The organism is Coprococcus sp. AF99-45 (assembly GCF_027663865.1).
Taxonomy (GTDB): Bacteria; Bacillota; Clostridia; order Lachnospirales; family Lachnospiraceae; genus Allocoprococcus; species Allocoprococcus comes.
Window position 1 is genome coordinate 20,544 of sequence record NZ_JAQDGZ010000013.1, and the last position, 13,847, is coordinate 34,390.

The following is a 13,847-nucleotide window of genomic DNA, read 5'->3' on the forward strand; positions in this document are numbered from 1 at the left end:
TATACACTTTTTATACAAAGACACGTCTTATAACATATTATTATAATTTCATCAATAAAAACTTAATTATAAGAGAATTCAAATAAACATATCCAGCTTTACCGGAGTTCCATCATCATAGAATTCATACAGCACTTCCTCATCCTTTACCCTGAATCCCTTTCGGTCCGTTCCATCATTACATGGACTCCAAATTTCATCCGGAACATCTGCATAAATGATTTTTCCTTCTGCCCGTTTACAGATCATATCATCCAACGAAAAGCTTACTTCTTTTCCATCCGCTCTCTTGTTTCCCCATTCCATCGAAACAATATTTTTTTCAAACACACAATTACTGGCTCTCATATTCTCATTTTTAATATCAAATACCAGGCAGAAACCTTTTTTCTGATGAATCTTATTCATCCGCAGAACAAACATGTTTACTTCCGTTCCATTTTCAATTATCGGCTCTTTTTTGAGGATAAAAAAATCCTTCCAATTGTCTTTCGTGAATGATTCAGTCTTTATATAGGATCGAAATTCCTCCCCTGATATCTCATGAAACTCTGTATTTACAATATCCTGTTCCAGAACAGTAACCGGTTCATTTTCATCATCATATGGCGCTGTTTCCATGACTGTATTTTTTTCACTCTTTGATTTTCCCGATCTTTCTATTTTTTTGTTACTGCATGCACTGTTTCCGATTACCAATAAGAAAATACACATAATTACCAGACTGCTTTTCTTCATCCTCTTCGCCTCCTTCGAAAAATGCGACTTTTTTCTTAATTATAGCATATATTCTGTAATTTTCACAATAAAGTGTGATTCACAAAATCACTACCAGGACTGAACTTAACGTAACTTTCAAGATATAAAAAATCAGGGAATGATGCAATCTTTCAATCCCATCATTCCCTGACTTATTTCTTTTTAATGCTCTTATTCAATTCTTATAATCCAAATCCGTCCATCTTAGCCGGGTTTTCGTTACGTTCGATCGGAACTGTTGCTCCTTCTGGTTCAACCGGGTCAGCTACTGTATAACCTTCTGGCATTTCTTCATCCGGGCAAACTTCTGACCATGCCATATCCATAACATCATCTACAGACAGGTCTTTATTTGTGATAATTCCAAGACGGATATAATCTTCAGCAATTTCACGAAGTGCATTCTCTGTAAACTTATCTGATAATCCAAAGTTCAGAGAATCCCAGAATACCTGCTGGTTTTCTTTTTCACCAGTCATCTTATCTGTGTCATACATTGCCTGAACAGCTTCTTCTGAATGCAGACGATTGAACTGTCCTGCGCGTTTGATAGCCATTACAACATATTTTGCGTGAACCGGGTTTTCTTTGATAAAATCATTGTTCATAGCTGTTACGCAGCAAGCTTCATCCTGGAATTCCGGGCTATATGTGATAGAGCAGATCATTCTCATATCATCTTTGTAGTTTGCAAGTACAAAGTAATCTGAGAAAATAGAAGCGTCTACTTCTCCACTTTCTAATGCTGCAACTGTTGCTGCACTGTCAGCGATATCAGAGAATTCTACATCTTTTGTAGGATCTACACCGTACTCATCTAACAGACGATAACAGATATTCTGATCAGAGTTACCGATTCCATCATGGATTGCAATTGTTTTTCCTTTCAGATCTTCTACAGATTTGATATCGCTGTCCTTTGGAACATAGATAGATTTGCAGCCTATGTGTGCTCCTGTAACGAAGCTCATGTTTACTCCGTTTGTTACCGGAACAAGCATTGTTGCGATATGGTCTGTTCCCCACAGGCACTGACCTGTACCAACTGTCTGTACTACTGAGTCACCTTCCATATAAGTAGCATTGATACCATATTCTTCATAGTATCCCTGTACTTCTGCCATATATTTTGCAGATACACATGCTCCACCATTAAACAGATAGTTCAGTTCCTGTCCGAAAACAGGCTCTTTCTGCATTGCTTCCCAGTCTTCTTCTGAAACAGCATCCGGTTTTTCTACCTTTGCAGTTTCTTCTTTCTTTGTTGATTCTTCCTTTGAGGAAGAATCATCACTTTTTCCGCCACAAGCTGCTAATGACAGTGCCATTACAGAAATCATTGCAGCCGCCATTACGCGTTTTGCTTTTCTTAATTTCATTTTCTTTTCTCCTCTTTTTGTATATTTTCCAATCATCAGCGACATACTACTCCCGACTGATAATGCTGGAACTGATTCATTCTGCGGTCTGAACTTCCCGCCGTCATGCAACCGGTCTGTAACCACATCTCTTACGAATTTCCTCCGAAATGTAACTGATTCAGAATCCGGTTACGATATTCAACGAACGCCTGAGATGAACGATCTCTCGGATAAGTCTGATCAATCTTGATATCATCCACAATCCTTCCCGGATTCGCATCCATGACAAGCACTCTTGTCCCCATATAAATCGCTTCATCCACATCATGTGTTACCATAATGGCAAGCTGTTGTTTTTCATACCAGATCTTCAAGATCTCATCCTGCATATTCATACGCGTAAATGCATCCAAAGCTCCAAGAGGCTCATCCAGAAGAAGGATGTCCGGCTCATTGATCAGCGATCTCACAAGCGCAACCCTCTGCGCCATTCCACCGGATAACTGATCCGGATAATCATCTTTAAACGCTTCCAAACCGATCACATCAATCATTCGTTTTACTTTATCTTCATTTCCTTTTAACTTTCCCTGCATTCTGAGACTGAACGCAATATTCTTTTCTACAGTAAGCCACGGAAAAAGCGTCGGCTTCTGAAATACCATTCCACGCTCCGGTGATGGTTCTTTTACTTCTTTTCCATCTACAGAAACGGTTCCCTTTGTCGGAACGATCAGCCCTGCAACTAATCTTAAAATCGTTGATTTCCCACATCCGGAAGGTCCGACCAGACTGATAAATTCTCCACTGTTCAGTGTCAGGTCAATCTCATTCAATGCATGTGTGACTTCATCTGTTTCTATTTTTGCAAAGCTTTTGGAGACTTTCTCCAGCTTTAATGTAACCTTTTTATCCCCCATTTATTTCACAACTCCATTCTGCCATCTTAACAGGCGGCGTTTGATCAGATCCAGTCCTTTTGTAACCACGGTAAAAATAATACAGATTACAAACAATGCGGCAAACATTTTATCGTATGCTGCCCATGATTTTGCCCAGTTCATATACCAGCCAAGGCCTGCTTTTACACCCATCATTTCTGCTACTGTGATTGCCACACATGCTGAACTCATCGCCTGTGTACATCCCTGCAGAATCGATGGCATCGCATATGGGATTGCAACCCGGAATACCAGCTGCCGTTCGCTTGCTCCCAAAGTTCTTGCTGCCTCAAAATAACTCTTATCCACATTCGAAATACCTGTCATCGATGCAACCGTAACTGCAAACCAGGAACCGAGTGCAATGATAAATACCGCACCTTTGAACAGGGAAGATACTACCACCATGATAATCGGAATCCAGGTTGGAGTCGGAATCGGTCCTAAGAATTTGATGATCGGATTGATCCAGTAACGTACTTTTTCTGAATATCCACAGATAATTCCAGTCACTAGTCCGGCTGCAACTCCGATAAAATATCCAAGCAGTAACAAGCGGAGTGTATGTAAGGTACACTCAACCAGATAGGCTCTGTCTTCCCACGCAATATTCAGAATCGCATTCATACACGGAATAAACGGCTGTGTCAGAATACCTGTCTTCAATGTCAGATAATCATATCCTGCGAGTAAGAGAAAGAGTGCAGCCAGAAGCGGTGCCCGGAATCGGAGCTTCTCGATCGTCTGCAAATTCCCTCTCAATTTCTTTATCAGTGCAACCAGAAAATACACTGCATAGATCCCGATAAATACAAGAAGCGCACCAACGTATGTTTCCGGTTTCTTGTTTGAAATCTCATCAGGAATCAGCTTGTATTCCAGAATTGCTGCCACTCCACAGATCATCGGTAAGATCATGATGATCCAATCCAGAATAACCTGAAATGTGGTCTTGTCTTTTGCCTCTAGTTCCCTTAGCTGTTGTCTGCTCAGATTCCCGAGGCCTTCTGTTTCTTCTTTTTTCATTTCTTCTTTGTCCCCCAGTGACACTTTTTCTTTAATTTAAACATTACTTTTAACTTTTTTCATTTTAACATATTATGACATACTAATGGAAATTGTTATTTTCTATGTATACAATCGACTATCGGCATTTTCTATAAACGTTATAATTCCTATCAATTAAATATGTTTTTCACAACTATTAATATTTTATTATTCATAGAAAAACAGTTCGATTGGAAAACATTTTATCTCCAATCGAACTGTTTCTTTCAACTCTATATTATACACTTGATCTTTCTTATAGAAACATCTTCTAAAGTTCAACTACCTTAATACTTTATTTTTTCTTCGCAATTGCATCAGCTCTTCAAAAAAGCTTTTTGAGGTTTCTTCTGAAATCGTATAATCTGACGTTATCTCTTTAATGATCTTTTTCAACCATTCGTCCCATTTCATAGTCCACCTTCTTTTTCGCCAAAGGCTTCTATTTTGTATTGTCTACCGCATCCTCCACCAAAGAGTAATCGGCATTATCGCCCACAACATCTGCGTACAGATCATCCAGTGTCGGGTATCCATAATATTTCCATACCATGCTGGAAATACCATCTGTCTTTGCATCAGTCTTGATCTTAAAGAAATTTCCAGGTGTTCCATAGTCAGACAGATCAATATCTGTATTTCCTTCCCCGTCTGCAAGAATTGTTCCATAATGCATATACCAGTAAACATCATTCACCTTGTCATAAGATCCATCATCATTACTGTACTGATCCCGTACTTTTACATGATAAATAAGATACAGTTCATTTCCATTGCCCACAACAGGCTCCAGCAGATAATCTCCCATATAAGTAAGGCTCTCCAGAGATTCGGAATCTACCCAGCTGCTCTCCACATGATCATTGTATTCCTGTTCCGCCCGGTCCTTCATTTGCTGCATTGTATCATCATCGATGTCACTGGCTGATGTGATATAATACCACAGTCCTTTTACGGTATATTCTTTTTCCCATTTTTCCGGCAGCTTTCCTATGTTGGCGGCATAGCTGTCTGCCATAGATTTATCCAGATATACTTTAATCTTGTCTCCGTTTGCCAATGTTCCATTTGATGCATCTGTCTGAAAATCGGCAGATGTAAGATCAGATCCTGTATAATCAAATGAAACGGCTCCTCCCGGGCTTATTCCGTTAAATGATACCTGCAGGTCTTTGAATGCATCAAATGTCTTAACCTCTTCCAGCCCTTTGACTTTATAGGTTTTATTTTTATATTTCAGGTTGCATTTCACATATTTTGCATAATCTTTATTGACATTCCAGTTGTATTTGACTTAATCTTTGTTGGAAAGATTGCTGTCCGATTTCATTTCCACACTAACATAGGACTGCAGTACCGCTACCGGTGATATGGAATCTGTATTTTTTCCATACTGTTCCTCAAATTCTTTTGTAAACTTCAGTCTGGAATCATATTTTTTCTGAATCTTCTCCCAGTCGATCTGCGGATATACATTTCCATATCCGTTATATCCTGTTGTTTCAAAGGTGACATACTTGTTCAGATCGATTGTTCTTCTTGCACGCGATATCAAAAGCCCTGCTGCGATCACTACAACGATAACCGCACATGCCAGACCGATCAGGAACTTGTTCAGTCCTCTTGATTTTTTATGTGTGAGTGATTTTGTTTCTGCTGTACTTGTTAGCGTCTCTTCTGTATTCTGGGCGACCTCTTCTTTCTGCTCTTCTGCATTCTGGACAGCCTCTTCTTTCTGTTCTGCTACATTTTTAGCAGGTTCTTCCTGTTCCAGTGGTTTTCCGCATGTTGCACAGAATCTTGAACCATCTGGATTCTCAGTTCCACAATTTTTGCACCTCATATCTCTTTTACATCCTTTCTGTATGCTATATTTTTCTCGTTTATATTATTAAGACGAGTCAAAATCTAGTTTGGTTTTAAAAACAAGAAAAAATTTTTATTTTTTTAATAATGACTGATCTGGTTGATGATCTCATGGTATGAAACAGCTTCATTGCCCAGTGCTTCCGGCTTTCTGTTTCCAAACAATTTCTTTAATTTCTTTTCATATTTCTTATTTGTGACTTCTTTTCCATCCCATTTATACCGGAAAACATAGTCTCCGTTTTCATCATACTCCGGATTCGTATTATCTTCCATTCTACATTCGCCATCGCCGATCTGTAACCATTCCCCATCTTTGATTTCAAAAACGCGGTCATAAAAAACACCCATATTTCCGTCATTGTTGTCCAGTACATTGCCGCCCGGAATATACCACATCCCGATCCGGTAGATCTCTTCTTCCCGGATTCCATCCGGTGTACAGGTCGCTACGGTCGCACCATCCGCCATGCAGGATCCAACCCGCACGATCTCGGGTACATCATCTCCATTCATGTCAAAGAGTTCAAACCTTGTGTCATCACTCCACTTTCCAACCCAGTCTTTGTAAGCCGCCTGCCATTCTTCTTTGGTAACTTTCTGCTCTTTTGCCTGGTGGATATGATATCCCGCAACAGCACCTCCGCCGATCACTGCCGCTCCTACAGCTCCGGCAACAGCCTTTGTACCGATGATTTTCCCTGCCGCTTTTCCTGCCGCACTCTTTACTATCTTTCTGCCTGCTGCCTGCCCGTTCTTTACCGGATCTGTCTTCCTGATTCCACTTTTACCCGAACCGGTATTTCCGCTTGTGGGTGCACTTCCGCTTTTTACGATGCCGGCACCCTGTCTCACCAGTTCTTTCCCAAATGAACCAGGCACCGATATCGTCTGCTCGCCCTCTCTGAGCATCCAGAGTATAAACGGAAGCGGCGCTACGCTGTATAATTTTGTTCCTTTTCTTTCCAGTTCTTCTACATCATTTCTGATCTTTTTCCGGGCATAATTCAGTCTGCTCTTTACTGTTCCGGTCGAACATCCAAGTGCATCTGCAATGTCTGAAACCGACAATTCCTCATAATAATACATCAGCACACACAGCTTCTGATCTTCTGGCAGACCGTCCAGAATTTCTTTCATCAATCGCTTTGTCTCTGCATAATCCACGGACTCTTCCGGTGAAAATGTCAGATTCTCATCTGCAATTGTATCTTCAAATTCCCGGTCATCATCCCCTGTCAGTATATCAGAAAATAGCTGCGGCTTCTTCTTTTTCAGCCAGTCTTTACATTTGTTTGCCACAATGCAGTTGAACCAGCTTTTCAACCGCTTTGGATCCTCAATCTGCTTCAAATTACGGAATGCAGAAATATAGGCATCCTGCATGATATCCATTGCATCCTGCTCATTTTTCACCATCTGAAGTGCGATTGCAAACCCTTGCACATAAGTCAGATTGTAAATTGTCTCCAGAGCGTTCTCTTCTCCGGCGGCAGCTTTTTCTATTATCTCTTTCAGATTATTTTTTTCTTGATAATTGACATTCTTCGCTCCACAGTTCCCGCAGAACTTCTGGTCACTCCTGATTTCTTTCCCACATCTGGTGCAATACATGTTCCTGCCCTCCAGTATATTATCCGGTCGTTCTTTTACCTGTAACTTAACAGTTCGCTGATGTGCAGTCCCAAATCTGCATCCGGCTTATCGTATACACAAAAAACCGGACAGAACAACTCCTATCCGGCTTTTTGCATATACTCTTTCATTTTTTTACATTCTGACCTGCGTTTCATCATTCGATGCTTTGCCTTCTAGTTTTCCTCCGTTGTCTTATCGTCTTCTATTTTTGTTCCACAGTTTGTACAGAATACAACACCCTCTTCCAGTGGCTTTCCACAGGCCTTGCACACTTTCACTTCTGCCTTTTCCTCCGGTTGTTCTGCCGGTGCTTCCAGTGCCGCTCCACAGTAAATACAGAATTTACTTCCCGGATTCACTTTTTTTCCACACTGCGGACAGATCTCTTCTGTCGATAATTTTTCAATCATCTCTTTATTGGCTGCGATCTCATCCTGCAGAGACTTGATCTGTGTGGCAAGCTCCGGCATCTTTTCCATGCATTCATCTCTGTAATTGGCATAATATGTACTGCCTATCTGATAAATGACTTTTTCAATTTCTTTTTCTTTCGTCTTATTTAAATTTGTCAGGCGGAAAATCTCTGTCGTATCTTTTGCCTTCTGTGATAAATCCTGACCGGTTTCTGCCAGGCTGCTTTTCAGATTATCAAAAAATCCCATTTGTCTCATTCCTTTCTGTAAATTTTATCTTACCACTTTTCTTGCATTTATCAATAAGCAATTTACAGCTTCTTTACAATCTTTAAAAATCATGATTCAAAAAAATCAAACACTTTCTTCCAATATTCTTCCGCAATCGTATTTTCCGCATTGAATATCTCATGTTTGGACTCTGAGAACTTCACAAGCTCGGCACTTTCCGGTCTGTTCTTGTTTAGTTTTCGCACAAAACGTTCCTGCGCTGCATTCGACACCAGATTATCCTTGCCTGCCGAAAAGAGCATGACAGGTGCTTCGATCTTCTTCCATCCGGTCTTTTCCAGATACCGGTTCAGACGCATTGCATTTCCGAGCCATCCATAAGACGGTGCGTTCAGATGATAATGGGTTTCCTTCGTCCTTTTTTCTTCATAATACTCAAATCTCGGGCGGGAAAGGGAGCAGCTCTCTTCAAATTTTCCTGGCTCCTTGTATGGCTTCTGACCGACTACATATTTTTTGTTCCTTCCCACCTTGCAGGATGTCTTTGCGATCGCCTTTGCCACATGCCACGGCACCCCTCCGGTCAGTGGGCGGATCATCGGTGACGACAGAATTACCTTCTCAAACATTTCCGGTACTCTTGCCGCAACTGCTGCCGCAATTCCGCCTCCCATAGAATGTCCGTACAGATAAATCTTCATCCCCGGATTGTCCTCTTTTGCCTTCTTGGTTACAAAGATAAAGTCCTCTACATAACGTTCAAAGCTGTCCAGATGCACCAGGGATTCATCTTCTGTCAGACGATAGCTGAAGCCATGTCCGCAGTGCTCCGGAAGATATACGCTAAAACCTTCTTTTGCAAAATAATAGGCGATCTCCTTATATTTTTCCGCGTTTTCAATAAATCCATGTGACAACATCACAACCGCATGTGGGTTCTCCGGAACATAATGCATACAGTGGATCTTCTGCCCTGCATGTCTTTCCAGATAGAATTCCGTTCCGATAGATACAAGATACGGTTCTACGATGGTCTGCATTTCTTCTTTGTAGTTACTTTCCTGTAAAATAGGTGTCTGCATGTGTGATAACCTCCCCGATAGATTTTGGTTCGTACTTTTTATTTTCTGATATGATTATAGCAGAGAGGGGAACTCTCTGCTATAGGATTTCTGTATACAGTTCTTTAAAGTTGTTTAAAATTATAAAGTTGCGCTTTTTCCACTTACATAATTCAGCAATCGCATTAAATCTGTAATCGTTACGTTTCCATCTCCATTGATATCCGCTGCATGACTTTCGAATATCCTTTGGCTTAAATATCGTATACATCACAAGTTAATTATAACAGAAAGAAAGACCTTGAGTTTATTCTAAACTCTTGGCCCTTCTTTTTTGGGGGACTATTCTTTTTTCACAGCCCCTTTCTCTCCACATTTAGTGATGTCCTGCAATCAATGCCTCAATTTCTTCCGGTCGTGGCATCACCCGCAATGCTCCCTTACGTGTTGTGATAATTGATGCGGCAGCATTTGCATAAGTCAGCATTTCCTTTAAATTTTTCTCAGTCAGATTTTCTAGTCCATGTTTACATATGTAATGCAAAACACATGCACAAAATGTATCTCCGGCACCAGTTGTTTCTATTGTATTTTCGTTTATAAAAGGCGCTTTTTCAACCATCCTGTCCTGATAATAAGCTCTACTGCCTTCTTTTCCCATAGATACCAGGATAAGCGGGATATCATATTTCTCCCTAATCCATTTTACAGCCTCTGTATAGTCATTTTTTCCTGTCAGCCACTGAATTTCATTATCTGAAATTTTCAGGATATGACACTGTCCCAGACCATACAATACCTGCTCTCTTGCCTCATACATTGAATTCCACAGTGGCTCACGTATATTAGGATCAAATGAAATGATCGCACCAGCCTGTTTTGCAATTGCAACTGCTTTTTTTGTCGCTCTGCGTACTTTCTCATGTGTCATAGACAGGGTTCCAAAATGAAAAATCCGTGTCTCAAGAATTAATTCCTCTGGAATTTCCTCTTCTGTCAGCATCATATCCGCTCCCGGATTTCGATAAAAAGAGAAATCTCTGTCACCATCCGGATAAGTATGAACCAATGCCAATGTCGTATGTACTTTATCATCTTTTCTCAGACCGGTCACATTGATTCCAATTTCTTTAATTGCATCTTCCAATTGCTTTCCAAAAAAATCATTTCCTACTTTTCCAATAAAAGCCGTTTTGTGTCCCAACTTCGTTAACATTGCCAGAACATTGCATGGTGCCCCTCCCGGATTTGCCTCAAACAATGGGTTTCCCTGGCTACTAATACCATTTTCTGTAAAGTCAATCAGCAATTCCCCTAAAGCTACTACGTCCATTTCTTATTCTCCTGCTTTTTACATTATAATATCATGCTTTTCAACACTCATTGTCATTTTCTTATCGCTGAAAAAATAAATATCTTTCGCATTCAGAGGCGTACAGATTGCAGTGGTCGCCGTCTGCTGTCCATCATTGATAAAAAGTTCGATCGAATGATAATCCAGGATAAAACGCATCTTTTTAAGCCCTGCCGGATCCTCAATTCTGAATTTTCGTACACATACCACATCTTTTGTAACACCGCAGTATGTACGGTCGATTTCCAGAAGTCTGGTTTCCTTATTATAGGTATAACTCGTTTCATACTCACTATCTGCTGCCAGTTTGATAGAAAAGATTGTATTTTCTCCATCTTCCAGTGTCACCGTAAGATCAATTGTGCGTCCCTCTACTCCTGCAAGCACTGTCTCGCCTTCGATTTCTGTGTGTTCATAGCAACATGGATTCTGATAATAATTTTCCAGTTCTTTCACCGGATTCTGCCAGATACGGTTTTCTTTTATCTCCAATTCTCTCGGAAATGTCATCATTCCCTGCCAGTCCTGCGAATTCGGTATCACACAGGCATCCCATGATTTCATCCATGCGATCATGATCCGTCTGCCATCCGGAAGTTCTGTTGTCTGTGGAGCATAGAAATCCATACCATAATCAAGTGTATGCGGCTGTTCTTTGCTGAATCTGCATCTGTTTGCATCGTAGTCTCCCAAAAAATACACCGAATTATGTCCATTGTGAAACTCATATTTCCGCGCCTTCATATCCTGTGGCGAACAGATCAGCACATGTTTGTCTTTTAAAGCAAAGAAATCCGGGCATTCCCACATCGTTCCTATATCACCATTTTCATTTGATGCCAGAATTGTCTCAAATTTCCAGTCTGTCAGATTTTTGCTCGAACAAAGCACAACTTGCCCAACCTGATTATCATTCTTATTTCCAACGATCAGATAATAGGTATCGTTTTCTTTCCAGATCTTCGGGTCACGGAAATCAATCCGGCTGCATCCTTCCGGAAGCATCTCACCTGTCACAACCGGATTCTTTTCATACTTTACATAATCTTTTCCATCACCAAATGCAATACACTGATTCTGCCGTTCCTGCTCACTTCCATCTGCCTGCTTTACTCTGGTAACTCCGGTATATACAAGTACATGCTTTCCATCTGCTTCGATCGCACTTCCGGAAAAACATCCTGCCTTATCATATTCCTGATCCGGTGCAATCGCTGCCGGAAGCTGCTCCCAGCGGACCATATCATCAGTCACACTATGTCCCCAATGCATTGGTCCCCACTCTCTCTGATATGGATTGTACTGATAGAACAAATGTATTTTCCCATCATATACGGAAAAACCATTCGGATCATTGATCCATCCGGTCGGTGCCGTAACATGGAACAGTGGTTTGGTCGTTTTCTTTACATACACTTGTTTTTCTGTCTCATAATTTCTTGCTTTTTCTAACATCTCACTCATGCATTTTCTCCTACTACTTATTCTCTTCTGAAAGCGATTTCTGGTACTGGTCGAAATATTTCTGTTTAATAGCCAGATAATCGGAAAGTCCGTACTTTTCCATTTTATCAAGGTAAGAATCCCACTCTTTTTCGATTCCACCATTTAAGATCCAGTCGGCTTTCTTCTGCTCTGCATATTTTTTGATGTCGGTATCATACTGTGACACTTTATTGGTATCTTCGATACTCATGAATACATTTGGATATACATATTTGCTGTTCATATCTTTCAGATATGTTTCATGCATATTGTCCAGACGCCATTTTGCATCCTCCGGCTGTGTCACATATACACCATAATACTCATTGAGTACCGCAAGCGGTCCATTAACCGACTGTGCTTCACGAACTTCTACCGGTGACTGCTCTCCAAGATCAAGATGTTTCAACATCTTTTCTCCGTTTTCATTCGTAGACATCTCAAAAATATTGAAAGAATCTTTCTCTCCATAGCTTCCCCAGTTGTTCTGCGGTGACTGCAGCGGTGCATACATCTGATCGATCCAGGCAGCTGCAAGTGCTGTGTCTTTGCAGCTGGTCGTCAATACACATCGTCCCCGGTCAAATCCACTGGTCTCACTGTTATTCTGTCTCGTAATGTTTGTCACTCCGGTCGGCCCTGTCAGTGCCGGAAGCATTACATAATCCGTATTATTATCAATATTGGCAATGTCCCAGGTAAAACAGAGACCATATCTGTGATTTTTTCCTTTTGCCACGTAGGTAGACCATTCCTGTGTAAATGCTTCCGGATCCACCAGATCCTCTGTTACCAGTTTATGCAGCCACTCAATGCCTTCTTTATAGCCCTCCTGAACGGTTGTATAGATAACCTCTCCATCATCCGTTACAGAAAAATGATCTCCTGTGTCTCCATATCCTTCCCCAAATCCATTGATCAGGATTGCCGGATCCTGATCTCCATTATTGATAATAAATGACATCGGAATCACATCACCATCAATCTGGAATTCTTTCTTCAGATCATCTGCATGGTCACGGAATGCGATCAGTACCTGTTCCAGTTCATCTGTTGTAGTTGGTACTTCCAATCCCAGATAATCAAGCCATTTCTTATTGATATATGGAATATCTCCAATCGCCTGAATTGCTTCCTTTCCAGCTCCAAGCTGCTCGATCCACGGGAATGAATAAATGTGACCATCCGGTGCGGTACACATCGTACGGTACTCCGGATATTTTTCAAATACAGCCTGCAGATTCGGCATATATTTATCGATCAGATTTTCAAGCGGGATAATGATTCCCTGCTTTGCATAACGAAGCAGATCATAATCACTCATTCCTGCATTAAACAGCCCATCCGGAAGATTTCCGAACTGAGCCAGCGCAAGGTTCTTCTTATCCGAGAACTGATCCGCCACAAAACAAGTCCAATCGATATGTACGTTTGTCTCTTTTTCAAGTCTCTTAAAAATGATACGCTCATTCGGATTCTGCGTTGATGTTGCAGGAGCATTTGTAATGAATGATAATTCAGCTTTTTCTTTCAGTGGAAACTGAACCTCTGATACCGGAGTATCCGGATTGGTTTCCGCCTTCATCTGCTCTTCTTTTCCACATCCTGCCATCCCAATTATAATCGAAAATGTCAAACCTAATGCCAACACTCTTTTTCTATTTTTTTTCCACATATCTGCATATTTCCTT

13 protein-coding genes are annotated in these 13,847 nt (G+C 40.8%); all 13 read right to left on the reverse strand.

The window, feature by feature from the left end; genetic code table 11:
* Positions 1-78: 78 nt before the first annotated feature.
* The 13 genes from PGR14_RS10285 to PGR14_RS10340 all read right to left on the reverse strand — a co-directional run bounded on the left by PGR14_RS10285 (position 79) and on the right by PGR14_RS10340 (position 13,768).
* Positions 79-738, reverse strand: a complete 660-nt coding sequence (locus PGR14_RS10285; protein WP_270223346.1) for a hypothetical protein — start codon at positions 736-738, stop codon at positions 79-81.
* Between the two features lie 203 nt (positions 739-941).
* Positions 942-2,138: an ABC transporter substrate-binding protein gene (locus tag PGR14_RS10290; RefSeq protein WP_055297508.1), complete on the reverse strand. Its 1,197-nt coding sequence runs from the start codon at positions 2,136-2,138 to the stop codon at positions 942-944.
* Positions 2,139-2,269: 131 nt separating this feature from the next.
* Positions 2,270-3,040: an ABC transporter ATP-binding protein gene (locus PGR14_RS10295; RefSeq protein ID WP_195368625.1), complete on the reverse strand. Its 771-nt coding sequence runs from the start codon at positions 3,038-3,040 to the stop codon at positions 2,270-2,272.
* Complete coding sequence (locus tag PGR14_RS10300) at positions 3,041-4,087, reverse strand: ABC transporter permease (RefSeq protein ID WP_195487994.1); 1,047 nt, start codon at positions 4,085-4,087, stop codon at positions 3,041-3,043.
* A 463-nt stretch (positions 4,088-4,550) separates the two neighbouring features.
* On the reverse strand, positions 4,551-5,360 hold the full coding sequence (locus tag PGR14_RS10305; protein ID WP_270223347.1) for a hypothetical protein: 810 nt from the start codon (positions 5,358-5,360) through the stop codon (positions 4,551-4,553).
* 42 nt (positions 5,361-5,402) lie between these two features.
* The gene (locus tag PGR14_RS10310) at positions 5,403-5,951 is read right to left on the reverse strand and encodes a zinc ribbon domain-containing protein (RefSeq protein WP_270223348.1); all 549 of its coding nucleotides are present in this window, start codon (positions 5,949-5,951) and stop codon (positions 5,403-5,405) included.
* Between the two features lie 104 nt (positions 5,952-6,055).
* Positions 6,056-7,588 (reverse strand): sigma-70 family RNA polymerase sigma factor, encoded by a 1,533-nt coding sequence (locus PGR14_RS10315; protein ID WP_055261129.1) that lies wholly within the window; start codon positions 7,586-7,588, stop codon positions 6,056-6,058.
* Positions 7,589-7,785: 197 nt separating this feature from the next.
* Entirely contained in the window at positions 7,786-8,274 is a 489-nt protein-coding gene (locus PGR14_RS10320) for a zinc ribbon domain-containing protein (protein WP_270223349.1), read from the reverse strand.
* Between the two features lie 89 nt (positions 8,275-8,363).
* Positions 8,364-9,338: an alpha/beta fold hydrolase gene (locus tag PGR14_RS10325; protein WP_270223350.1), complete on the reverse strand. Its 975-nt coding sequence runs from the start codon at positions 9,336-9,338 to the stop codon at positions 8,364-8,366.
* A gap of 120 nt (positions 9,339-9,458) precedes the next feature.
* Positions 9,459-9,584, reverse strand: coding sequence for a dockerin type I domain-containing protein (locus tag PGR14_RS16400; protein WP_082421087.1), 126 nt, complete (start codon positions 9,582-9,584; stop codon positions 9,459-9,461).
* Positions 9,585-9,693: 109 nt separating this feature from the next.
* Positions 9,694-10,650, reverse strand: coding sequence for a carbohydrate kinase family protein (locus tag PGR14_RS10330; protein ID WP_173686497.1), 957 nt, complete (start codon positions 10,648-10,650; stop codon positions 9,694-9,696).
* Positions 10,651-10,668: 18 nt separating this feature from the next.
* The gene (locus PGR14_RS10335) at positions 10,669-12,135 is read right to left on the reverse strand and encodes a glycoside hydrolase family 32 protein (protein WP_008372974.1); all 1,467 of its coding nucleotides are present in this window, start codon (positions 12,133-12,135) and stop codon (positions 10,669-10,671) included.
* 13 nt (positions 12,136-12,148) lie between these two features.
* Complete coding sequence (locus tag PGR14_RS10340) at positions 12,149-13,768, reverse strand: ABC transporter substrate-binding protein (RefSeq protein WP_147574850.1); 1,620 nt, start codon at positions 13,766-13,768, stop codon at positions 12,149-12,151.
* Positions 13,769-13,847: the final 79 nt, after the last annotated feature.